General features: G+C 45.9%; 22 protein-coding genes. 7 read left to right on the top strand and 15 right to left on the bottom strand.

The genetic code is table 11. The annotated features are described in order from the left end of the window. From AC6R05_RS00435 to AC6R05_RS00405, 7 genes are all read right to left on the bottom strand, one after another. Positions 1 to 444, bottom strand: a complete 444-nt coding sequence (locus AC6R05_RS00435; protein WP_500646244.1) for a hypothetical protein — start codon at positions 442 to 444, stop codon at positions 1 to 3. A gap of 10 nt (positions 445 to 454) precedes the next feature. Continuing rightward, positions 455 to 892, bottom strand: coding sequence for a YHS domain-containing (seleno)protein (locus AC6R05_RS00430; RefSeq protein ID WP_150869356.1), 438 nt, complete (start codon positions 890 to 892; stop codon positions 455 to 457). A gap of 12 nt (positions 893 to 904) precedes the next feature. Then, complete coding sequence (locus AC6R05_RS00425; RefSeq protein ID WP_500646243.1) at positions 905 to 1,654, bottom strand: NRDE family protein; 750 nt, start codon at positions 1,652 to 1,654, stop codon at positions 905 to 907. Positions 1,655 to 1,656: 2 nt separating this feature from the next. Then, on the bottom strand, positions 1,657 to 2,199 hold the full coding sequence (locus AC6R05_RS00420) for a DinB family protein (RefSeq protein ID WP_500646242.1): 543 nt from the start codon (positions 2,197 to 2,199) through the stop codon (positions 1,657 to 1,659). 19 nt (positions 2,200 to 2,218) lie between these two features. Then, positions 2,219 to 3,352 (bottom strand): D-alanine--D-alanine ligase, encoded by a 1,134-nt coding sequence (locus tag AC6R05_RS00415; protein ID WP_500646241.1) that lies wholly within the window; start codon positions 3,350 to 3,352, stop codon positions 2,219 to 2,221. Then, positions 3,349 to 3,936 carry a DedA family protein gene (locus tag AC6R05_RS00410; RefSeq protein ID WP_150869352.1) on the bottom strand — a complete coding sequence of 196 codons (588 nt, stop codon included), beginning with the start codon at positions 3,934 to 3,936 and terminating at the stop codon, positions 3,349 to 3,351. Before AC6R05_RS00410 ends, AC6R05_RS00415 begins: the two co-directional genes overlap by 4 nt. 317 nt (positions 3,937 to 4,253) lie before the next feature. Then, on the bottom strand, positions 4,254 to 6,230 hold the full coding sequence (locus tag AC6R05_RS00405) for a bifunctional 2',3'-cyclic-nucleotide 2'-phosphodiesterase/3'-nucleotidase (protein WP_331439890.1): 1,977 nt from the start codon (positions 6,228 to 6,230) through the stop codon (positions 4,254 to 4,256). Positions 6,231 to 6,631: 401 nt separating this feature from the next. Between AC6R05_RS00405 and cysD the strand changes: the two genes are divergently transcribed. The 4 genes from cysD (at position 6,632) to cysC (ending at position 11,616) form a co-directional block, all read left to right on the top strand. Further along, positions 6,632 to 7,576: a sulfate adenylyltransferase subunit CysD gene (gene cysD, locus AC6R05_RS00400; protein WP_225310897.1), complete on the top strand. Its 945-nt coding sequence runs from the start codon at positions 6,632 to 6,634 to the stop codon at positions 7,574 to 7,576. A gap of 18 nt (positions 7,577 to 7,594) precedes the next feature. Further along, positions 7,595 to 9,022, top strand: coding sequence for a sulfate adenylyltransferase subunit CysN (gene cysN / locus AC6R05_RS00395; protein WP_032553302.1), 1,428 nt, complete (start codon positions 7,595 to 7,597; stop codon positions 9,020 to 9,022). A 224-nt stretch (positions 9,023 to 9,246) separates the two neighbouring features. After that, a complete protein-coding gene (locus tag AC6R05_RS00390; protein ID WP_032553301.1) occupies positions 9,247 to 10,971 on the top strand; it encodes an SLC13 family permease in 1,725 nt (574 codons plus the stop codon). 24 nt (positions 10,972 to 10,995) lie between these two features. Beyond that, positions 10,996 to 11,616, top strand: a complete 621-nt coding sequence (gene cysC, locus AC6R05_RS00385) for an adenylyl-sulfate kinase (RefSeq protein ID WP_032553300.1) — start codon at positions 10,996 to 10,998, stop codon at positions 11,614 to 11,616. Positions 11,617 to 11,676: 60 nt separating this feature from the next. Here cysC and AC6R05_RS00380 read toward each other — a convergent pair whose 3' ends face one another. From AC6R05_RS00380 to AC6R05_RS00350, 7 genes are all read right to left on the bottom strand, one after another. Continuing rightward, on the bottom strand, positions 11,677 to 12,588 hold the full coding sequence (locus tag AC6R05_RS00380; RefSeq protein ID WP_390521368.1) for a TIGR03899 family protein: 912 nt from the start codon (positions 12,586 to 12,588) through the stop codon (positions 11,677 to 11,679). Between the two features lie 486 nt (positions 12,589 to 13,074). Further along, the gene (locus tag AC6R05_RS00375; protein ID WP_500646240.1) at positions 13,075 to 13,587 is read right to left on the bottom strand and encodes a DUF3299 domain-containing protein; all 513 of its coding nucleotides are present in this window, start codon (positions 13,585 to 13,587) and stop codon (positions 13,075 to 13,077) included. Positions 13,588 to 13,601: 14 nt separating this feature from the next. Next, positions 13,602 to 14,861, bottom strand: a complete 1,260-nt coding sequence (locus tag AC6R05_RS00370) for an ABC transporter permease (RefSeq protein WP_285467414.1) — start codon at positions 14,859 to 14,861, stop codon at positions 13,602 to 13,604. Next, the gene (locus AC6R05_RS00365; protein ID WP_152469353.1) at positions 14,858 to 15,574 is read right to left on the bottom strand and encodes an ABC transporter ATP-binding protein; all 717 of its coding nucleotides are present in this window, start codon (positions 15,572 to 15,574) and stop codon (positions 14,858 to 14,860) included. Before AC6R05_RS00365 ends, AC6R05_RS00370 begins: the two co-directional genes overlap by 4 nt. Positions 15,575 to 15,730: 156 nt before the next feature. Continuing rightward, positions 15,731 to 16,528, bottom strand: coding sequence for a zinc uptake protein ZrgA (zrgA, locus tag AC6R05_RS00360; RefSeq protein WP_500646239.1), 798 nt, complete (start codon positions 16,526 to 16,528; stop codon positions 15,731 to 15,733). Between the two features lie 45 nt (positions 16,529 to 16,573). Then, complete coding sequence (locus tag AC6R05_RS00355) at positions 16,574 to 16,801, bottom strand: DUF2607 family protein (protein ID WP_253895348.1); 228 nt, start codon at positions 16,799 to 16,801, stop codon at positions 16,574 to 16,576. A gap of 151 nt (positions 16,802 to 16,952) precedes the next feature. Next, on the bottom strand, positions 16,953 to 17,504 hold the full coding sequence (locus AC6R05_RS00350) for a YtfJ family protein (protein ID WP_032553293.1): 552 nt from the start codon (positions 17,502 to 17,504) through the stop codon (positions 16,953 to 16,955). A gap of 251 nt (positions 17,505 to 17,755) precedes the next feature. On the opposite strand from AC6R05_RS00350, the gene AC6R05_RS00345 reads away from it, so the two are divergent. Continuing rightward, entirely contained in the window at positions 17,756 to 17,956 is a 201-nt protein-coding gene (locus AC6R05_RS00345; RefSeq protein ID WP_500646238.1) for a DUF1107 family protein, read from the top strand. A gap of 80 nt (positions 17,957 to 18,036) precedes the next feature. Here the strand turns inward: AC6R05_RS00345 and msrA are convergent, their stop codons facing one another. Next, positions 18,037 to 18,666, bottom strand: coding sequence for a peptide-methionine (S)-S-oxide reductase MsrA (gene msrA / locus AC6R05_RS00340; protein WP_500646237.1), 630 nt, complete (start codon positions 18,664 to 18,666; stop codon positions 18,037 to 18,039). Positions 18,667 to 18,834: 168 nt separating this feature from the next. Here msrA and tamA point away from each other — a divergent pair, with 168 nt between their 5' ends. Beyond that, entirely contained in the window at positions 18,835 to 20,547 is a 1,713-nt protein-coding gene (gene tamA / locus AC6R05_RS00335; RefSeq protein WP_500646236.1) for an autotransporter assembly complex protein TamA, read from the top strand. Next, positions 20,544 to 24,299: an autotransporter assembly complex protein TamB gene (gene tamB, locus AC6R05_RS00330; protein ID WP_500646235.1), complete on the top strand. Its 3,756-nt coding sequence runs from the start codon at positions 20,544 to 20,546 to the stop codon at positions 24,297 to 24,299. Before tamA ends, tamB begins: the two co-directional genes overlap by 4 nt. Positions 24,300 to 24,316 lie beyond the last annotated feature (17 nt).

Here is a 24,316-nt window from a genome sequence, read left to right as displayed (position 1 = left end):
TTATTGACTAAAGTTGTATAAGAAACCATCTTGATTCTTGAAATCTTTCACACTCAAAAACGCACCGCATAGCCACACTAGGCATGCCATACCAAACAGCAATCCGCCGTCATCTCCTACAATTTCTCCCGCAGCACTAAATTCAGGCATTGGAATACCTAACGGGGTAAATAGGTGGAAGAAAATCGCACCACTCATGATGCCGACGCTCATGATCGCGCCAAGTCCGTGCCAACGTGTAAACAGCAAAATTGCGGCAATCAATTCAGCGATACCGATGATGTAGCCGCCATAGATCCCAAACCAACTTAAGCCAGACCATGTCGCTAACGTGCCGAAGATGTGGTCTGTCTCGTAAGAGCCGGTAAACTTGAAAAATAACGACTGCACGAAGACGAAAGCGATAAATGCAGCAGGAAGATGTTTAGCAGGGCTGAATGTCATGGTTATCCCCTTACTTGATCAGCTGCGGCCAAGCTTTATCGGCTTGTTGAATGTGTTGTGCACGGTCTTGTTCCCAAGTCTCTTGAATCTCTTGGTCGTAGTTAAGGTAAAGTTTGTCATCAACTATGGTCCAATACTGTGGGTCGCCAGGTGCAAAGTCGTTTTTGGCAGAGACCGCCCATGCGCAATAACCACCATACTGAGGTGCATACTTTTCAGGATTATTAACAAATAAAGTCAGATTCTTTTCAGAAGAGAAGTACCAATCTGCGCCTTTGTATTCAGTGCTGAATTTCTTGCTGCCTTCAACGGGCTTACCGGAAGTGAAATAAGCGACCGTATCGTAGCCATCGAGTGCTTTATTACTGAAAAAGCCGGTATAGATTTCATCGGCGGCAAGTACATAAGGGCTAACAAGTAGCATGATCATTGTGAGTAGTTTTCTCATAATAGACTCCATCTATAAGTTGATTGCTGGGGCAAAATCGAAGGTAAAGCGCTGCTGATTTATCTGTTCTGGTTTTATCGGCTCACAGGGAGCACCCGGTGCATAGAACATTGAAGCTTGGCCATGTCGATTACGTAAATGGGTGAAGCTGACTGTGTGGGCATCTGAGCGATGCATACAGGTACCTAAATGGGGTTGTTCACTATGATGATGAGAGTGGAACATCAGCAAGTTTTGCTGGTTTTTACCCGTAGAGATAAGTTGATCGTATTTTGCTTGTCGGTAGGCTTGTACTCTCGCCAAGTCGACTCCCGATGAGAATAGTGGTGAATCGGTCTCAACAATACTTTGCTGAACTCCATCCCACTTATAAGCGACGACCACGCCGTTGTGTTGCGTCAAATTGGGAGCGAAAGCCAGCAGAGTAAATGGTGCAAAAGAGCTTAGCTCTAAACGATGAAATGCCTCGGTGAGCTGTGCGATATTGCGGCTTGATGACATGTTCTTGAGCAGTAAGCCACGGCTAATCAATGGACCATCTGGCACAAGGCCTTGGTAGTTATTAAGCAGGCACAGTGAAAGACCGAACTCGTTGATGCTGATCCAGCTTCCCCCACCAGTAGGATCGAGCGGCATGATGATATCGACACCATTCACTTGATACTGTTTAGGTGGCATAGCTAACGCTCGTGCTTTCTGTTCATCACGATTAAAAAAGACTTGATAGCCATTTTCTTCAAGCAGCCAAGATACTGAACACATGATTATTGCTCCCTCAAGTAGCTGCTCGTGGTTGGCGCATAGCCAAAGGTGTTGCAGGTTTCGACATCGAGGAAGGTGGTGATCACCTTGATCATGGCGTAGTGATGATTGGCGTGCAGCGCTGCAAAAGTGATCTCTCGCTCGAGTGTCGATGGCAGATTTGCGAATACCTGAGCATCCATTGAGACCTCGGTTTGGATCGTAATCGGTGCTTGGAGATCATCATGGTCTAATCGCTCTAGCCAGTTGATCACATATTGGATCTCTTTTAAGGCAATCGAACGATCGAACTCGACTGGATGACCACGACGACGGGTGTTGTAATCAATGATCTCGTTCTCTTTTAAAATCAGAGCATGAAAAAGATCGAGTGTGTGACGAGTGTGCTCACCAATTGAACTAGAGACATGCGGCTTGGCACGCGTTAGGTAGTCACTATCGGAAATGGCTAACAAAAAGTCTCGACCTTGATTCAATATTTCAACGGCTCCTTGAATACTAGGAGACACAGAAGTGAAGGCGCTAGGTTGGGCTATCGGGTTCATTCATGATCCTCGTATAGAGTTAATCGGTGGTCGGATATTGTTGAACTAAGCGTCGCTCTTCTTGCCACGCCGCAAATAAACTTTTAAATGAAGGCGGCTTGTAGCCTCGCTGTTTCTGCTGAGCACCGATATCAAAAAGAATGCGATATTGTTGGAGTAGCGTAGAAAATATCTCTCTTAGTGGGGTGTTTCGATCCCAGATATGTGCCGCTTCACTGCTCGCGCCATTGACCTCAAGAATCGTAAAATCTTCGCCCTGCATCAGGCTATGAATGTCTCTGAACTTGACGTCCAATCGTCCGTAGTGGAATCCATCGAAGTCGTTAAATATCTCATCGAGACGCTCAGTTAGCGCTTTGGTGATGTATTGATTGCCATCTCGGAAGATAGACCCACGGCTATGACTGCCTGCGAACGCCAGTTGAAACTCTTCGCCCTCTGCAAGCACATGCTCCAACTTATCTTGATGCCTTGGCAGGTAAAGGTGACTTAACTGTCCGGCTCTTGGATCGTTTTCAATTAACTGCTTGAGTGTAGAGGTGCCATCGCCCGTCACCATAGGGGCATACTTGAGAGTGATCGAGATGATTTCACCTTGACGACGGTTTGGATAACGGACGTAAAAAAGCCCAGCTTCAGCTTGATAAGGCGCTTTTTCCTGCAGCAGAAAACGAGCACCCTGAGGAAAGGATGATATGTATTCTTCGAGTTGATCTTGGGTGTTGATCAGCTTCACGCCAGCACCTCGACAACCAAGATCAGGCTTAGCAACGACGGGGAAATCAAGGCTTGATTGGATCAAAATACGACGAGCATCCTCGGCTTGCACTTTGGTGTTGAGATCGGTTTTGGTCAGTGTGATAAAAGGCGAGATCCAGCGCTGACTGGATGATCCAGCAAGGCTCAAGATATCGTGTTTTGACTCTCCCACCATGCCACTAAGCTTAATGCTTGGATTAGCAATGAGCGGCAGCGCCCAGTCAAAATGCCGTAAGCCTTGCATCAAGCTCTGTGCTACCACTGGCGTGTAGAAAAACCAAGCAGGGAGAAACTCATAGGGAGACACGCTACGCACGGTATCTTTTTCGAGTAAAGGCATACCAGCGTTGATTTGATGTGCTGGAATGACGTGAATATCTTGCGGTGAACTCATGATAATCCTCTAGAGTAGGTTTTATTCATTAACCGATTGCTGATAAACAACAATGCGATAGCACACGGGATAACGATCCATTGATATTCAGAGGCTTGCAGCCACGCTGACGTCCCTAAATAGTAGATGGTCGAGAAGACAATGCCAGTCCAGAGCGCAGTCGCACTAATCACGGCGAATAAGAAAGTAGGAAGAGGGATGACGAAAAAACCGCTCAAGGTAAAACCAACCGTGCGCAACCCTGGAACAAAGCGGATGATAAAAAGACTACTGAATGCGTTGTGGCGTAGTTTGGTTCTAAGTGTGCGAAAGTATCGATTGGTCAGCGCTTTGTAACGAACACCTCTAAAGTAACGCCCTGACTTACCGAGGTAGTAAAGCCCTAAGTCACCGGTTGCGATACCGATGAAAATGGCAAGTAGAGCATATTGCGGTGGGATGAGACCTTGAGTCGCTAACCCTGCCGCAGACACAATCGCTAAATCTTCAAGCAGATAAGAGAGCGCAATAATGCCGAGCATTAGCCATAGCAGCGACTCTTCTCCTGAATTTAACCATGTTTGAATACTTTCGACGGTGCCCATCAAATGTCCCTATCTATCCTATAGATGAATGGCTTATTGACCACTCATTGAGTGTAGTAAATGAAATAGACACGGGCAGTGGATAAAAACTTGCAGTGAGCTGTGGGATTTTTGTGCTTACTGTGCACGCTAGGGCGTTGAAATGGGGTAGGGAATTGTGAATTTATGGGTTGAGGGACTTGCTTGAAATTAAACGCTATTGATGATTAACGTACAGAAAAATAAAGACTTTTACAGGGGCGATTTACCAATATGAAAAAAGGCTGAATCGTTAAATTCAGCCTTTTGAAACATTAACTAAAGATTATTGAAAAATCTTATTTAGTTAGGTCGATTTGGTAAACACCGAAGCCAACATCATCAGTCGCAACGCGTTTCATTGGGTATTGACCCTTTTCTTTGATGAACTGTGCTGCTTTCTCACTTGGCGATGTTTCAAAACGGATGTCTAGCTTCTTGCTCGTTTCGATAGGAGCGAAAGACCAGTTGTTGTCCGCTGTTGGGCTGACTTTACCTTGCTCTTTGCTCACGCGAGAGATGTAGTTTGCTAGAACAGTACGGTTTTCGTCTGGTGCATCAAAAGCGATGTACTCAACACCTGTGCCCGGGAACTTCGCGCTGTATGCACGGTAGTTGTTGGTTGCAATCAAGAAATCTTGTTCCATATCGATTGGCTGACCTTGGTAAGTCAGGCCTACGATACGCTCAGATTCTGGGTTAACCACTTTACAGTTCGCGTCGTATTTCGCAGGTTGTGTCACATCGATTTGGTAGTTCACACCATCGATAACATCAAAGTTGTAAGTACGGAAGTTATCCCACTCGATCAATGATTGTGGAGCCGTAGAGTTAGCGTCGATTTGGTTGAACTGACCTGCAGAACACTCTAGCCACTCTTTCACTTCTTTACCTTTTACCTTCATCGCAACAAGCGTGTTAGGGTATAGGTATAGATCTGCTGCGTTACGGAAAGTCAGTTGACCAGCTTCTACTTCAGTGAAGTTTGCTGGGTCATTCTTACGGCCGCCCGCTTTAAATGGTGCCGCTGCAGAAAGTACTGGTGTGCCGTCTAGATCTGGGTCACCTTGAATGAAGCGCTCAACGTAATCTTTCTGTGCAAGGTTAACGATTTGAACTGTAGGATCGTCTTGTACCAGTGATAGGAAGCTGTACATCACGTCGTCAGCTTGGCCAATTGGCTGGTTTACAAAGTCACGAGTACCCGCGTGATCTTTTTCTAGTGCAGTTACGATGCCTTCATCAGCTGCAGCCAGTGATTTCTTCTCTACTTTGTCGTAGATAGGACGCGCTTCAGATTGACCTTTTACTACTTCCCATTTGCCGTCTTTCTGTGCCAGCGTAAGGTCCATAATACCTACGTGGCTACCCCAACGGCCTGGCATAACCGCAGCAACACCGTTCATTGTGCCCGCTTGGTTATCAACGCCTTGGATGTTGTCAAAACCTTTGCCTGGGAATACTGCGTGAGAGTGACCAAATGCAATCGCATCGATGCCTTCTACTTCAGATAGGTAAAGCGTTGAGTTCTCTTCGCCTGCTTTGTATGGGTCTTGAGAAACGCCAGAGTGAGGGATCGCAACGATAACTTCTGCGCCTTCAGCCTTCATTTGAGGAACCAGTTCATTCGCCGTCTCTAGGATGTCGCGAGCGATAACCTTGCCTTCAAGGTTCTTCTTATCCCAAGTCATGATTTGTGGTGGAACAAAACCGATGTAACCCACTTTTACTTCATGTTCTACACCTGCAGTATCTGCAAATTTGTGCGTTTTGATAATGTATGGCGTGAAGTAGTGCTCTTTCGTTTCCGCGTCGTAAACGTTAGCGCTGATGTATGGGAAATCTGCGTCGTTGATTGACTCTTCTAGGAACTCAAGGCCGTAGTTGAATTCGTGGTTACCGATGTTTGCTGCATCGTAATCTAGCTGGTTCATTGCTTTGTATGCTGGGTGTACTTCACCTGCAACGATGCCTTTGTCTGCCATGTAGTCACCCATAGGGCTACCTTGCAGCAAGTCACCGTTATCAACAAGAATGCTGTTTGTTACTTCGCTTTGAGCTTCTTTTACAAGAGTTGCAGTACGCGCCAAACCGATCTTTTGCGATGGCTTGTCTTTGTAGTAGTCGTAATCCATTAGGTTAGTATGAATGTCAGTCGTTTCTACGACGCGCAGCTTGATTACTTCATCTGTGTCTGGGGTGGTTGTACAGCCAGCTAGAGTAAAACCTAGTCCAGCCAGTACCGCTAGCGATAAAGGTTTCATTGCAACTTTCATTATGGAGCTCCAAGATTGGATGGGGAAGAATTTGTTGCGTAATGTAACAAAGTGGGATGAAACAATGAGTACAACATGTGTTAATTCGTGATATGGATCTATTACTTTATGCTGTTCTGCCACCCTTACCTCAAACCGTTCAAACCATACACAACAAGCGTTTATTAAAGGTAGTTCATTCATTTTTATAAGGAATAAATGTTACAACTATTCCTTATCAGCTTTTCGAATAAAAAATGAAATTTTAGAATTTCCAGTAATATGAGAGGCTCGTCATAATGCTTTCATTGAGGGCGCATTGGGCTCAAATGCATCGCAAAGAATTTGTGTTGTTATCCAATACGCCAATTCACATCACGGTGAATGAGTTAACTCCCATGCTTGGTTGAACCAAGTATTGCATCGCTCGTGATACGAGCCTTAAAGGAAGCACTGAAATGGACCAAGAACGTTTAACCCACCTAAAACAGCTTGAAGCGGAGAGTATACATATCATCCGTGAAGTGGCGGCTGAGTTTGATAACCCAGTGATGATGTACTCCATCGGTAAAGACTCTTCTGTGATGCTTCACCTAGCTCGCAAAGCGTTTTATCCGGGCAAAATCCCTTTCCCTCTTCTACACGTGGATACCGATTGGAAATTCCGTGAAATGATAGAGTTTCGTGATCGCACTGCTGAGAAGTACGGCTTCGATCTTTTGGTTCACAAGAACCCTGAAGGTTTAGCAATGGGTTGTAGCCCGTTTGTACACGGCTCATCAAAGCATACCGATATCATGAAGACTCAGGGTTTGAAGCAGGCGTTAAACAAGTACGGTTTTGATGCTGCCTTTGGTGGTGCTCGTCGTGACGAAGAGAAGTCGCGTGCGAAGGAGCGTGTTTACTCTTTCCGTGACAAGAACCATACATGGGATCCAAAAAACCAACGTCCAGAGCTATGGAAAACCTACAACGGTCAGGTAAACAAAGGCGAGAGCATTCGTGTATTCCCGCTTTCAAACTGGACTGAACTGGATATCTGGCAATACATCTACCTAGAAAATATCGAGATTGTACCGCTTTACCTTTCAGAGAAGCGCCCAGTTGTTGAGCGTGATGGCATGCTGATTATGGTTGATGACGACCGCATGGAGCTGCAAGAAGGTGAGGTGATTGAAGAGAAGAGTGTGCGTTTCCGTACTCTCGGTTGCTACCCACTGACAGGGGCAATTGAATCTGAGGCTAATACATTAACAGGCATCATTGAAGAGATGCTGGTGGCGACATCCAGTGAGCGTCAAGGGCGAGCGATCGACCACGATCAATCAGGCTCAATGGAATTGAAAAAGCGTCAAGGTTATTTCTAAGGATCTAAGGAAAGAAAAATGAATAGTGCAGTAGAAGCTGAATTGGCTGAACTTGGGATCGAAGGTTACCTAAGTCAGCACCAACATAAATCGATGCTTAGATTCCTAACCTGTGGTTCGGTTGATGATGGTAAGAGCACTTTGATCGGTCGCTTGCTCCATGACACCCAACAGATCTATGAAGATCAACTAGCAGCGGTTCATAACGATAGCCAACGTGTAGGTACAACAGGTGAGAAGCCAGACTTAGCACTACTTGTTGATGGCCTGCAAGCTGAGCGTGAGCAAGGTATCACCATTGATGTGGCGTACCGTTATTTCTCGACTCAAAAACGTAAGTTCATTATTGCGGATACCCCAGGACATGAGCAGTACACACGTAACATGGCTACTGGTGCATCGACGTGTGATCTAGCTGTGATCTTGATTGATGCGCGTAAAGGCGTACTGGATCAAACTCGTCGTCACTCGTTCATTTCTAACCTGCTGGGTTTGAAGCACTTTGTGGTTGCGGTTAACAAGATGGATCTCGTGGAATACTCACAAGATCGCTTTGAAGAGATTCGCGATGAATACCTAGAGTTTGCGGAAAACCTAGAGGGTGAAACTAACATTCAGATCCTACCGGTTTCAGCGTTAGAAGGTGCCAACGTTGCAGCGGCGAGCAAAGAGCTGGCTTGGTTTGAAGGTCCATCGCTACTTGAAGTGCTTGAGAACGTTGATATCGATCAGAAACGCTCAGCAGGCGAGTTCCGCTTCCCTGTTCAATACGTGAACCGTCCAAACCTAGATTTCCGCGGTTTTGCCGGCACGATTGCTTCTGGCAGCGTAAAAGTCGGTGATGAAATCAAGGCACTTCCTTCAGGTAAAACCTCGAAAGTGGCACGCATTGTTACTTTTGATGGCGACCTAGAGTCGGCGCAGGCTGGTCTTGCTGTGACTTTGACGCTTGAAGACGAAATCGACATCAGTCGTGGTGACTTGATTGTGCTTGAGAATGCTGAAGTCGCATCTACCAATCACATTCTGGCGGACGTGGTATGGATGACGGAGCAAGCTCTGCAACCGGGTCGTGAGTACGATATCAAAATCGCTGGCAAGAAGACTGTAGGTCAAGTGACGGCTGTTCGTCATCAATATGACATCAACAATCTTGCGACTCATGAAGCATCAGAGCTGCCTCTCAATGGTATCGGTCTGTGTGAGTGGTCACTGAACGAGACCGTGGCACTGGATAAATACCGTGATAGTGCGGATACCGGTGGCTTTATCGTGATTGACCGCCTAACCAACGTCACTGTTGGTGCAGGTCTAATCCGTGAACGTTTAGATTCTGTTGAGCAGAAAGTCGGTGACTTCTCAGCGTTTGAAATCGAGTTCAATGCTCTGGTTCGTAAGCACTTCCCACACTGGGATGCCAAAGATATCAGTCAATTACTTAAGTAATCATACCAATCACAGTAAATAAATGATCAGTAATAGCGCAGAAAAAAGGCTTGAGAACAAGGCAGGATTTTTCGATAAGTAGTTATTCTACAATCAAAAATTCTAACGCAGTTATCGAGCATTTTAACAAGCTAGGGCGAGCAGTTATTTACTACGATTGGTATCAAGTCTCGATGTAAAGCAATAGGCGGGAGCTTCGGCTCTCGCTATCCAAGGACAGGTATATGTGGCAACAAGGATTTGTATTAGCGCTATTGCTTGGCATCGTAACTTGCCTTCTAACGACGCGTATTAAGCCGAGCTTTATTTTTGCTGGTGCAGCTTTCATTGCGTTTATGGCTGGAATGATTGATGTATCCAGTCTGGCAGGCAACTTCACTAACTCTTCACTACTCACTTTAGTGTTGCTAATTCTCGCTTCAAGTGCGTTGGAGAAAACTCGCTTAATCAGCTGGGTAAGCCGAAACATTTCAGAAGGTCGGCTTGGTACAGTGGTGGCAAAGTTGGGTGTTTCCACAGCGTTACTTTCTTCCTTTACTAATAATACTGCTGTTGTCGTGTCATTGATCGGTGCGATCAAACGCAATCAGCAACATGCACCCTCTAAGCTACTGATCCCACTTTCGTACGCTGCGATTTTGGGTGGAACCCTGACATTGATCGGCACCTCAACCAACTTGATCATCAACAGCTTTGTTGAAGATGCAGGCTTACCGAGTTTGAACTTCTTTACACCGACGTTGATCGGTTTGGCGGTATTGGTCGGTGGTGTGTTGATCTTGATCCCACTGAGTTACTTCCTGCCTAGTTACGATGATGGTTCACAAGATGAATTGCCTTATTTCTTGGAGGCTCGCGTTGAACCCGGTTCACCGCTGGTGGGACGTAGCGTAAGTGAAAATAACCTTAGAGCACTGCGTAAGCTGTTTCTTGCGGAAGTGATTCGTGATGGTAAGACAACGGCTTCAATTGACCCAGACTTCGTGCTACAAGCACGCGATCGCCTTTTGTTTTGTGGCGATGTCGAGAGTGTTGCAACTCTGCAAGAGATCCAAGGACTAACACTGTTTGGACAACATCACCTTAATGGTCAGAACTTTGTTGAAGTAGTGGTAAGTTCATCGGCGAGTGTGTGCAATAAGACATTGAAAACCAGCCAGTTTAGAGACCGTTTTGACGCGGTAGTAGTAGCGATTCGCCGTGGCCATGAACGCCTTGAAGGTGGGTTGGGAAACATCACGTTAACGGCAGGTGATACGTTAGTGCTAGTACCGGGCAAACGCTTTGAAGAGCAGCGTCAGCAACACAGTAAAGAGTTTGTGTTGATGAATGATTTGGACTCGAGCGCTAAACTGGATGCGGATAAATCAGCCTTGGTTTTACTCGGATTTGCCGCTGTAATTGGCTTAGCGTTGGCCAACATGCTGCCGATCATCAAAGGGTTAGCAGGTTTTCTATTACTGTTGGTTGCGTTTGGAGTGGTACAGCTGAACGAGCTAAGACGTCGTTTCCCAGTTGATATTGTGGTGATCGTTGGTTCAGCATTGTCGATTGCACAATTGATGATCTCATCAGGTTTGTCTGAGCAGATGGGGCTGATGTTTATTGAAGCTTTTAATGGTTGGGGTGTGTTTGGTGCGCTGGTGGCGACCTATTTGATGACCTTAGTTTTGACCGAGCTAGTGACAAACAACGCCGCCGCTGCACTCTCTTTTCCTATCGGCTACAGCATGGCAGTTGGCTATGGTGTTGATCCTATGCCATTTATTATGGCGGTTCTGTTTGGAGCGAGTGCGAGTTTCATCTCCCCTTATGGCTATCAAACCAACTTATTAGTGTACAGCGTGGGCAACTACCACCTGACAGATTACCTGCGTATCGGCATTCCGATTTCTATAGTTTATTCAGGGCTTGTTCTCACGCTAATCCCTTACTTTTTCCCATTTTAATGCTGTTTATTTAAAGGACTAATTATGACCACTGCAGTGAAACCAAAAGACGAGAATATCGTGTGGCATGAGCACTCTGTTGATAAAGCGTTTCGCTCTCAACTTAAGTCACAAAAACCTGCGGTATTGTGGTTTACGGGGTTATCGGGTTCAGGTAAATCAACGGTTGCTGGCGCGTTAGAAACACGTTTAGCGCAACTGGGTTACCATACTTATCTTCTGGATGGCGATAATGTTCGTCATGGATTGTGTAGCGATCTCGGCTTTTCTGAGCAAGATCGTCGAGAGAACATTCGTCGTATTGGTGAGCTTGCTAAGCTGATGGCCGATGCAGGCCTCATCGTACTTTCTGCTTTTATCTCTCCTCATAAAGCGGAGCGTGAGTTGGTACGAAATCTATTACCAGATGGTGAGTTTTTAGAGGTTTACGTGAATACGCCAATTGAGGTGTGTGAGCAGCGTGACCCTAAAGGGCTTTATAAGAAAGCGCGAGCAGGGGAGATCCCGAATTTCACTGGTATCAGTTCGGTATATGAGGCACCTGAAACGCCAGAAATCGATCTACCTGCTGGCGATAAGACATTGGATGAACTTGTGGAACAGTGTATTGAAGCGCTAGAAGCCCGCAAGATTATTGCTAACTAACACTAAATTATCGTCAACTAACTCTATGTAGCCTTGGTTCATCACCAAGGCTATGTTGTTTTATACGGTGTGGTTTACGCTGCCAGGTTTTGCTTCGGCTTGCACCGTAAACTTCTGACTGAGCAGGGCGATGAGCTGCTCATAATAGGCACTATTTGGCTTATTGCCGAGCAGTACACACAGCTCATTCCCCGTTGGACTGAAGCGATAGTAGACCAACTTCACCCCTTTTGAGAGCGGTGTAATTGCCATCTGTTTACCTTGGTAGGTGAGATTGAGTGCTGGATCGAAATCGATCTCTCCCGACTCCAATTCAGTACCATGCAGAATGCCTAGCTCAATAAGATGCAATAAGCTTGAGTAGGGCAGGTTATGACTGCCTAAGTTGATGGTGCTAGCCCCCGTTCTTTTCCCAAAACTGAATAAGCCCGCCTGGGTTTTGAAACCGAGTAGCAGCTTGCGGCTATTGTCGCTGCCAAAGCTACACGCTAATGAAGCAGCACGTTGCAGAGTCAACGCCTCTTTAGGGGTCATATCTTGCAGGATTTGCAGCGCCTTCATTGAGGTCGACCCCGGGTTAGTTACCTCTCTCTTTAACACTTGAGCCCACAGCCTCTGCATCGAGCTGTTGTGGATCTCTTGAGCCATATCGAAGAACCGATACAGCCAATCTTGATCAGGATCGCCAGCCGCTTCATCTTTGCAGGACATATGTGCTAGTTTCAGAATCTGCTCAAGGTTCTTCTGACGCAGCTCTTTGCGCTTTTTCTCTCGCAGCAGTGCCCGTTCTATCAGTGATTTCTCTGCTTTATCAGATGTTTTACTTTCTGGGCTAAGCAATGCATCCAAACCAAAGTTCTGGGCGATATTGAGCATTCGACTGGCGCTGTCGGCAATATGGGGCTTTTTCTCTTGCTTTGGAGCAGTGTCATTCACATGTTCAATGATCACGGGCTGTTGCGAGTCAGACATAGCGATACCTACAAACCTTAAGACAGAAATGTAACTGGTTAAAATGTAACTCTTTATGGAACTTGTGACTAGGGGCTGTCGATCTTTCGAGACTAAATTTGTTCAGATGGATGCGCCTAGTCAAAATTGTTTTAGGCTCAGAAAGGGGCGAGTAACTTCAATATTACGAATAAAGTTGAAGGATTAAACAAAATTTACTTTTTATGATGATAATAAAATGTTAAATTTGTTGTGTAATCCAAGGAGGAGTTATGAATCAGGTGAATGATAATAAGCTGAAAAAACAGCTGGCAATTGGACTATTACTCGTTAGTTATGTTGCTATCCTAGCGTATCTGTCTAAATACATTGCGTAACCTAGCGATATTTCATCGTTAGAAAATTGTTATAATACCAGTTGCTTATAGAACCTAGCTTATAAATGTTGCCTATAAAAAATGGCAGCCCAAGTGAGCTACCATCTTCATATTCGTTAGAACGATATCCCTACATATCGTCGTATTCTTCGATTGCTACCCCTTCAATAAGATAGCCAGTCTGCGCCAAATCGTGCGTAATGGTCTCTGTTTTCAGAGTTCCCACTAGATAGATAACATCCCACAGCTGTTGGATCGGTGCGCCTTTTGGAAATTTCACATAGATGATCTGGTTAGGTGGTGGCGGCGGTACGTGAATACATGCCCCGAAATATGGCACCAGTAGAAACTCAGTGATCATATTCTCATCCCCTTCTAGAGGGATAACAAAACCAGGAATCTTTACTTTGCTTCCATTCAGCTCTGGGCGGATAGCACCAAGCTTAGATTGCTGAGGGTTCTCTTGGCTGTGATCGACGGTTGGCATGCCGAAGGGATCGAGCTGAGCGCGTTCCGATTCTGGAATTAGGTCGATCCATTCCAAAGTAAGGACTGATTCCTCTGATGATGGTGCTTCTGCGTATGCGGTTGTCGCAAACGGAAACAGAAGCAACCCAAGGATCAGCAAGAGTTTGTGCTGCATAATGTGTTCCTATATTAAATTCGAATGGTCATGCCATCAGCAAGTGATTGACGATACGCGCGGAATGCGGGAATAAAGCCAATGATAATTCCAGCAATTTGAACCATCATAATGAGTTTCCACTCATGTGGTGTGATTGCGGATATTGATATGTTGATACCATAACTTTGTTGCACGATAGGAGCAACTACTGCAATTAAACCAAAGAGCAATCCGACGCCTAACGTAATACCAAGGAAAGTAAGCGCACTGGCTTCACTGATCAATAAACCGAATACGTGTCTTGGTCTCGCGCCCATCGCTCGTAGGATAGCCATCTCTCTACGACGCTCTTGTAAGCTAGTCAGTAGACTGCTGAGCATCCCGAGTAGACCTGCCACAACGACAAAGCCAGATACGACTAGCAGTGCTTGCTCAGCAACCGCCATCATGCCCCACAATTCATGCAGTGCAATGCCTGGCATGATCGCGCTCAATGGCTCTTGTCGGTAGGTATTGATTTCGCGTTGCAGTGCGAATGTTTGAATCTTTGAGTTCAGGCCCAGCATCATTGCAGTGATCTGTTTTGGCTGGAAGTCGTAGGTTTTCAGTGTTTCGGCATCCGGTGTATGACCAAGATTAGCCCCAGATTCCCAACCAACGTGAATGGCTTCAATAGCCTCAAGTGATACGTGCACCGTTTTATCTACCGGTGTTCCTGTTGGCGCAATGATACCGACGATCGTAAATGGTAGGTTGTCGTGGCGGCTGAATGCCACATCACTAATACCATGCGCTAGGATGATTTGATCACCAATCTCATAGTCGAGTTGTTTTGCTACATCCGCACCGATCACCACATCAAACAGCTCATTAAACTTACGGCCCTGTTGTAGAGTAAGTGGTTGCTTACTTCCATAGCGATAGTGCTCAAAGTAGCTGTGGTTGGTGCCCATTACACGGAAGCCTTTATGCGAGTCACCCAGAGAGATTGGAATCGCCCATTTTACCGCTTTATGCTGGCTGAACTCTTGGTAGCTCTTCCAGTCGATGTTATTGGTTGCGTTGCCGATTCTGAACACAGAATAGAGCAGTAGGTTCACTTGCCCAGAACGACCACCGACAATCAGGTCGGTTCCAGAAATGGTATTGGCGAAGCTGCTTTTTGCCTCTGTGCGCACGCGTTCTACACCAAGCAGAAGAATGACGGAAACCGCTACGGTTAGAATCGTAAGAATGGCTGTGGCCTTACGGTTGAGTACACTTTTGAGCGCTAAGTGAGTGATTACTTTCATACGATAGCCTTCGCTTGGTTAACGGTCGTGAGGTCGATGCTGCGAGTGAACAGCTTTTCTAGCGTTGGGTCATGACTCACAAAGATCAGCGTGGAGTTGGCTTGGTCAGCCTGCTCAAGCAGCAGTTCAATGAAGGCTTCTCTGTTGTCATGGTCGAGTGCGGATGTTGGTTCATCGGCAATAATGATTTGTGGATGACCCATTAAAGCTCTTGCGGCCGCTACCCGCTGTTGTTGCCCGATGCTGAGTTCGGTTACGGGCTTATTCATCAATGCCTCTGGGAGTTTCAGTCTCTGTAGAAGCGTTTCAGCCGTGGCTTTTAATTCGTTATTCCCTTGGGTGACATTCTGTTTTCTGATGTTGGAAAACTGACAAGGTAGGGTCACGTTGTCCGTCACTGATAGGTATGGCAGCAGGTTAAATTGTTGGAAGATATAGCCTATATGGTCGGCTCTAAACTTGTCGCGTTGACGTGGCGATAGTTGGTTAAGGTCTTGACCTAAGATGGAAACTTCACCTTGTTGTGCTTGATTTATCCCCGTTAACAACCCTAGTAGTGTCGACTTGCCACAACCACTTGGTCCTTTAATAAAAAGGTGCTCTTTGGCATGGATATGAAGAGAGGGTATTTCGAGCGTTGGTGGAAGGTCTGGCTTCCAACGGAAACTGACGTTTTCCAATTTAACGACAAGCGATGATTGGTCAAAGGACATATAAGCTCCTACTCGCTAAGCGGTTTTGCTTAAATCGATATTCTAGGGAATTGCTCTATGAATCACTACTTGAGCGACTCTGGTTGTATGAGAGCAAGGCAGCCAAGTGAGTGCTCACTTGGCTGCTGTACGTTGTGTTTCTATATCAATGAAATATTAGAAACGGAAGCTAGTGTTGCTTGGCGTTAGCTTCTGTTGAGTCTGTGCGCGATCCGTTAATAGGTTCACAGTAATAGACTCTGTATTGGCAAAGTTAGAGAACCATTGTGTTTCAACTGTGTCTAGCTTAGCCACGTTTGAACATTGGTAGTGGTATTCGATTGTGAACTCACCGTGGCCACCTGCAGCATGGTCGTGGTCGTGACCTTCGTGGTCATCATGATCGTGTTTATCGTGGTCGTGACCTTCGTGGTCATCATGATCGTGTTTGTCGTGGTCGTGACCTTCGTGGTCATGATGATCGTGCTTGTCATGGTCGTGACCTTCGTGGTCATCATGATCATGTTTGTCATGGTCGTGACCTTCGTGGTCATGATGATCGTGTTTGTCATGGTCGTGACCTTCGTGGTCATCATGATCATGTTTGTCGTGATCGTGACCTTCATGGTCGTGGTCATGGCCTTCATGATCATCTTCACCCAAAGTATGAGTCACAGATTTGTACTCTAGCGTACAATCCGCGCCTTCAAACGCGAATAGCTTGCTCGGTTGGTTCAGTAGTGCTGTTGCTTTTTCTAGTGCCGCCACTTGCTCTGGTGTTTGCGGCGCGTGCTCAAAACCAACAACGTCTGCACCCGGAGCGGTTACTTCAACCAAAAGCTCTTGGCCGTCTTGAGCGATATTGACTTCAACCTCTCCGTGAACGTGAGCATCATGAGAGCGAAAGTGATCCTCGGCGATAGCGGTAGCAGATACTGTCATGCCGATAACAACGGCTAAAATAGAAGGTTTCATTGGGTATTCCTAAATAAAAAGATAAATTAAAAACAGATTAAATGATTAAGTCATCTTCATGGGTGGTGAACGGGCGAGATAAGCAAAGTACAGTCTTTGTAGCTTACGAGCTGGTTCATTGGATAGGACAATGAAATCGATATTTAATTCAGGAAGTTGTGGTAAATCGTGCGCGAACCCCAACTGACTGGCTGAAAACAGTTCACATTGATGGTGAGCGTGATGTTCCGGATCGGCATCTACGATGTGGTGCGCCACGGACCACGACAACATGATCATTAACCCGAGCATGCAAAGGACTGAACGTCTAATTGTGAGTGAGTGGGCTCGCCAGATCATGATGAGTTAAACCGAAAAAGAAAAAGGACGTTGTTATAATATAACAACGTCCTTTCAAGAAATCTCGTAAAGAGAGTAATTATTATTAAAGATTTGCTTTAATAAGTTGAATAACTTCAGAGACTTCGGTTTCGTTTAACGCCCCTTCTTTTACAAACAGGACCTTACCTTGTTTGTCTTGAACGATAATTGCAGAGCTCTCCTCTTTTAGAGCCCAAGCCGATGCCGCGGTACCTTCTTCATCCAGTACCATTGAAGACCAAGGAAACTCTTCCTTGCTGCTCTCAGCTGAAGATTTTACAAAAGATCCAGTACCCCAAATCGCATCATCTTGGTTGATGATGGTCGTGGTTTGGTATGCATCTTCTGGGAATTTAGACGCGGTAATTGCTGCCATTAGAGGCGCGTTGAGCTCTTTAGAGCTGCTGCGTCCGGCAATCGCTTGAACAACGCGAACTTTACCTAGCATGTCTGTGGTTGCCCAAGCTTGATAGCCTGTTGAACCGTCATTTAGAGTGATTTCACCGTGAGCAGTGACGCTAACCGGTGGTAGGGTTTCGCCGACAGATAGGTTGTGAGCATTGGCGAAGATTGGAGAGGCTGCAGCTAATAAAGCCAGTAGAGTTTTGTTTTTCATTATATTTTTGTTCCGCTTGTTGGTTTGCCCTCGAAGTATAATATGAAATAAATAAAATGCCTCGCTTACTTTTTTATCGTACGTCGTTGAAAGGTGTTGCGGAGTTGTTACTAAAGGGTATAATGCAACTATATCAAGGGAATCGACAGATTTTCTTGCTGTCAGCCAACGGAAATGGCTGTTATTTGTGCTTTGCTCAAAAGTGAAGAGCTGATCACAAACTGTTGTACTCAAAGGAATTGAGGTTGTCTATGCTACGTAAATTTTCTACTTACCGCCCTCGTCAAGTGGCGCGTTTCGTTAAAGTCCTGTTCAAAGGTCAATTCAGCATCGAAGGTATCGGTGAATTCAGATTCGACCAAGGAAAAGTCCTTCTTCCTGAAGTGACGGATCAAAAAAAACTTAATGTATTTAAAGAAGTGAATGGCACCATCGCTTGCATGTCGATGTAGTATGCATTGATTTCAGTGATTGGAATGAAAGGGCTTGATGTATCAAAGCCCTTTTTTGTTTGTATCGGTTAATGATTTATTTACTGAGGTGGGAAGCAGACTCCAGTTCCGCCTAATCCGCAATAACCGTTTGGATTTTTAGCAAGATATTGTTGGTGGTAATCTTCGGCATAGAAGTACTCTCCGGCTGGTTGTACCTCCGTTGTAATCTCTGAACCTCGCGCAGCTTGCATCGCTTGTTGATAGCTCTGCTTTGAAGATTCAGCAATGGATTGCTGTTCGCCGCTAAAGGTGTAGACCGCAGAACGGTATTGAGTGCCGAGATCATTTCCTTGACGCATGCCTTGGGTTGGGTCATGGCTTTCCCAGAAAGTTTTAAGCAGTGCTTCAAGAGGTAAGATACTTGGGTCAAAGACCACACGCACGACCTCCGTATGACCTGTTTGACCTGTACAGACTTGTTGGTATGTCGGGTTATGAGTGAAGCCGCCAGCATACCCTACAGAGGTTGAAACGACCCCTTCAAGTTGCCAGAACAAACGCTCAGCACCCCAAAAACATCCAAGGCCAAGCAGTATCTCTTGTTGCCCTGAAGCGGGTGGAGCAAGCAAATCACTTTGATTAACGAAATGTGGTTCTGAAACTGTGATTGGGTATGGGTTCCCGGGCAAGGCTGTTGCTTCAGAAACCATTTGTTGTTTATTGAGCATTGCTATGTTCCTTTTAGAGGTATATATACGCGTTAACTGTCTTTAAATATACGAGTAACTCTTTAAATTAGACCGTTTTATTGCTTGAATTATTACAGACGCGCTATTGAATTAGCGGTATGATTTCCCTTTGATTCTTAACGTATTGATAACTTCTCCCAATTAATCATGATAAGAAAAACTTTACCAGTTCTGATTGGCACCTTGCTCTCCTCAAGCTTTGCCTTTGCCGATGTCTCTCTTGAAATTGAGGGGCTGGATGGGGCACTTGAAGATAATGTCGATGCCTACCTGAGCGCTATTCCGGAAGAAGAGTATTCTGTATCTCTGCGTTTTCAATCTCGTTTAGAATCAATGATCAAAGAAGCGGTGAGTGCTTTAGGTTATTACCACCCTGAAATCACCTTTACGTCTTCTGAAGATGACAGCGAACTCTTGGTGAACGTAAAGCCTGGTGAGCCTGTTGTTATCTACACCTCTGATATCGTTATCTCCGGAGAAGCGGAAAACGATCCTGACTTCTTAGCCCTCGTTGCAAAAAGCAATCTTCAAAAAGGCAAGGTGCTGAATCATAGTCACTACGACTCGCTCAAATCATCAATGCGTAACTTAGGGTTAGCCAAGGGATACTTTGATGGTAACTACGAACTGAGTCGTCTTGAGGTTGCCCCTGAACTTAATCGTGCCTATGTTCGTTTACATTACGACAGTGGTATTCGTTATCATTTTGGTGAAACGACCGTAACAGGCAGTCAGATTGAAGAAGATAAGGTTCAGTCATTGAAGCCGTTTGAGCAAGGTCAGCCTTATGAGATCGCCAAGGTCGGTGAATACAATCAGAACTTGTCCAATACCGATTGGTTCTCTTCTGTATTTGTTGAACCCGACCTTGCCGAATTGGGTAGTGGTCGTGAAATACCAATGAAGGTGAGCTTAGCGCCTCAGGCTCGAAATCAGCTCGAAACAGGTATTGGTGTCTCTACCGACTTAGGGGTTAAAGGCAGCCTGAAGTGGAAAAAGCCGTGGGTGAACAGCAGCGGTCACAGCTTCAATAGCAGCCTGTCGATCTCGAAGCCAGAACAGACCATTACTGCCAGCTACAGAATACCGCTTGACGACGTACTCAATGACTACTATCAAGTTACTTACGGTATGAAGAATGTCGATAATCGAGATACCAAGAGCTTGGAATCCAACCTGAAACTTGAGCGTTTTTGGCGTTTAGATAACGGTTGGCAGCGCACGGTGTTTGTTCGTTATCTATTGGAGAACTATGAACAAGGCCTACAAGATGATGTTGCGCAGTTTGTGTTGCCGGGTATCTCTTTTTCTCGTACGCGCACTCGCGGTGGCGCGATGCCGATGTGGGGTGATAAGCAGACCATAATGCTAGAAGCGGGTGATGATTCGCTGCTTTCTGAAACTAAGGTGATTCGTTTTCAGGGCAGGACGGCTTGGATTCGTAGCCTTGGCGAAAACCATCGTGGCCTAACGCGCTTAGAATATGGTGCCAACTTTGCGGATGAGTTTGAAAAGCTATCTCCATCTCTGCGATTCTTTGTGGGTGGTGATAATAGCCTTCGTGGTTATGGGTATGAGTCTATCTCACCTGTAGATGAGAGCAACGCTCTAACTGGTGCGAAGTTTATGACCACTGCAAGCTTTGAGTACCAATATCGTCTTTATGGCAACTGGTGGGGGGCGATGTTTTATGACATCGGTGATGCCTTCAATGATACGCCTGATTTAAAAGCGGGTACCGGTGTCGGTATCCGTTGGGCTTCTCCGGTAGGGCCTGTGAGTCTTGACTTTGCTTGGGGGCTGGATGCCGACCCAGGTGATGAATTCCAAATACATTTCACTTTAGGACCTGAGTTATGATTAAAGTGATCGGCAAAATTTTCAAATGGTCTTCGATCTCTATCGTCTCTATTTTGCTGCTTATCTTGACCTTAGTTGGTCTCGCTCTATTCACCAATCCGGGCTTAAATGCCGTACTTTGGGGGGCTGAAAAGGCTTTACCACAACTCAAAGTTGAGAGCACTAAAGGCGCGCTTTTCCCTCGTTTTAGCCTTCATAACGTCCAATTTGTCGATGAAAGCCTGCACATCAACACTCAACTCGACAAGATTGAGTTGGCGATCAATCCAAGATGTCTGTTGGACCCTCAAGTCTGTGTTGATGAGCTGACTCTACGAGGGCTCGATTTCGCCTTTACTGAATTGCCGCCACCATCGGAGGAAGAGCTAGAACCAACTGAGCCACTAACCTCTATCTCGACGCCATTACCTATCACGTTGAATCGAATCAACTTTGAGGATATCTCTCTCGATATTCTGGGAAACAAGATCGATTGGCAACGTTTTTCAACGGCGATGAATATGAAGGGGGACGTGTTAACTATCTCTCCTACCGTATTCGATGATCTTTCCGTTAAGCTCGCTGAAAAAGAGCCTTCGGTTGAAGAGGATGCAAAACCGGAAACGGCTAAGGAAGCTGAAGCGATTGTTTTACCAGAAGTATGGATTCCGTTGACGGTCGCTCTGGAACGCTTTGATTTGAATCGCTTTAAACTTGAACAAGAGACGCCAATCATCGTCAATCACCTAGGGCTTGAAGCGAAAGTGGGTGAACATGATGTCGATGTACAAGCACTTGAGCTGGATATGCCACAGGCTGAGGCAGACCTTAAAGCAAAGGTACAACTGAAGGGCGGTTATCCTCTTGAACTTGACCTCTCAGCCCTAGTTAAAGAGACCGACGTGGCGGGGCAGAAGCTCCAACTATCAGCAAAAGGTAGTGTGGAAGAGCTAACGCTGGATGCTACGCTATCGGAGTTGATTGAAGCAAAGCTATTGGGCGAGCTTAAACCTTTAGAGCCAACACTGCCTTTTGATCTCGAATTGAATGACGGTAAAGCGCAATGGCCATTGAAGGGCAATAGTGACTATCAGGTTGCCATTAAACAGTTAAAAACCAACGGTTCATTGGAAGGTTTTCAGCTAAACCTAGACGCCAACGCCAAGGGTAAAGATATTCCAAATATCAGTCTTGATGTTGAAGGTGCAGGTAGCACTGAGCATATTGATTTACAGCGCCTTGATATTGCGACTTTGGGCGGGCATGTCACTGGTGCAGTTAAGGCCAACTGGAAAGAACTAGTGAACTGGCAGGCCGACATTGGTTTGCAGCATATTCAGCCCGGTTTGCAATGGCCAGAAGCTGAAGGGGACATCAGTGGTAACCTCAAGACATCTGGCAGCTTAACTGAGGCAGGTGGCTGGCAAGTGGAGCTACCAACTTTAGATATCGATGGCATCTTAAGAGAGTACCCACTCAACATTAAAGGTCAGCTCTCTGCATCAGATAAAGCAGCCTCCGGGGAACCGAGTGTTGAAACTTCAGGGCTTCGCCTATCGCACGGTGTCAATGCGATTAATGTGGTTGGTAAGCTGGATAAGCAATGGGATATGGATGTTGCTATTGATTTTCCAGAGCTGGTGAAAAGTGTCCCTGACTTGAGAGGTACGTTGGTTGGTGATATCGCGCTATCAGGGCCTATGAAAGAGCCAAGTGTCGATTTAGGCCTGAACATTAATAGCGTTAAATGGAAAGACGAAGCAACACTGGACAGTTTAGCTCTGAATGGCTCTGTAACGCCGTTGCCAGCACCTCAAGCAGATATTGTGCTTAAAGCTAATGGCATCAGCTACCAAGAACAAAAGGTGGAAAGTGTTGAGTTAAAAGTGGATGGTGGTGAGAAGAGTCACAAGCTCACTCTGGATGTTGTTTCCGATATCGTATCAACCAGCCTCGCTATCTCAGGTGAATTGGTTCAGAAGCCATCAATGGTTTGGAAAGGTGCACTGGAGCGCGTGACGCTTTCAACGGAGCAGGGACCATGGCGACTTGAGAAGCCCGTGGCTATCACAGCGGATATTGATAAGCAGTTTGCGGATGTCGCGGCACACTGTTGGTTGCAAGCTGATTCAAGTGTCTGTCTGACCGAAGATATTCGAGCGGGCAAATCTGGTACGGCCAAGCTTGCGATTACTGATTTTGACTTTGAACAGGTTAAACAGTTTATCCCTAAGGCAACACAACTAACAGGCTCAGTTAATGTTCAAGCTGAGGCTAAGTGGGATGAGAAACTGGCACCTCAAGTTAGTGCTCAAGTTGAACTGCCAAAAGGGCAAGTCATTCAAGATGCGGGCGAGTCGATCACATTAGGTTGGGAGAGCATTAAAGTAAATGCCAAGCTAAAAGACAATCGACTTGAGGCTGACTGGTTACTTGACGTGACTGATAACGGAGACCTGAGCGGTTCCTTGGTTCTTCCTGATGTAGTTGTTGAAGATAAGCAAGTTGAGGCGGCGCTGCAGCTCAGTACGTTCCATCTTGATTTCTTAGCTCCACTGTTAGGTGAATACAGCCTGTTGCAAGCCAATTTGTCGAGTGATCTTAAGGTACAAGGCTCGCTGATGCACCCGCAAGTCTTCGGCTCATTTGCGGTAGATGACATGCAAATGAAAGGAGACATCACGCCTGTGGATATCAAAGACGGTCGTATTGGGCTCGACTTTGATGGTTACAGTGCCAATCTCGATGCAGCGATTGTTACCCCTGACGGTCAGTTGGACGTTGAAGGTAAAGGGCAATGGCAAGATCTTGAAGCATGGAGCACTCAGGTGCGAGTGTTTGCGGATGACTTGATGGTCGATGTGCCGCCAATGGTCAAAGTGAAAGTTGTGCCAGACATGACGATAGATGTCTCTCCAAAGCTTGCGCGTATTACTGGTGATATTTCACTGCCTTGGGGACGCATTGTTGTTGAAGAGCTACCACCGAGTGCCGTTGGTGTCTCTTCTGATCAGGTTATCCTCAATAAAGATCTGCAACCTGAAGGCGAAACTAAAGTTCCGTTTAATGTCGAAACCAATATTAATATTTCGATTGGTGATGACTTTAAACTTGCAGCGTTTGGCCTTGAGGGTGACCTAGTGGGTAAGTTGAATGTTGCTCAGCGAGACCAAGGGCCGTTCATTACCGGTGAGGTCAACATCGTTGATGGTACCTATCAATCATTTGGGCAGGACCTGATCATCAAAGAGGGCAAGATCCTAATGAATGGTCCACCAGATCAACCTTATGTCGCGATCAATGCGATTCGAAATCCTGACAATACACAAGATGATGTGACGGCGGGGGTTAGAGTGACAGGCCCAGCAACGGAGCCAAAAATTGATATTTACTCCGATCCTTCAATGCCACAAGCCAATGCATTGTCTTACTTGCTTCGTGGACAAGATATCGATGGTGAGGCGGGCAGTGGCTCGATGACTACAACCTTAATCGGCCTGAGTTTAGCTAAGAGCGGTAAAGTGGTGGGAGAGATTGGTGAGGCCTTTGGTGTTCAAGATCTTCAGCTTGATACTGCAGGTTCAGGTGAAGATTCACAAGTCACGGTAAGCGGCTATATTCTCCCAGGCTTACAAGTGAAATACGGTGTTGGTATCTTCGACTCTTTGGGTGAATTCACGGTGCGTTATCGTTTGATGCAGGACCTGTACGTAGAAGCGGTTTCTGGCGTAGACAGCGCGGTAGACCTACTCTATCAATTCGAGTTTGAATAATTGTTTGATTGAGTGGG

This window comes from Vibrio sp. R11-SG3-ISO9 (assembly GCF_059834255.1).
Note: the sequence above shows the minus strand (reverse complement) of the source record. Positions and strands in the feature narration are given on the sequence as shown.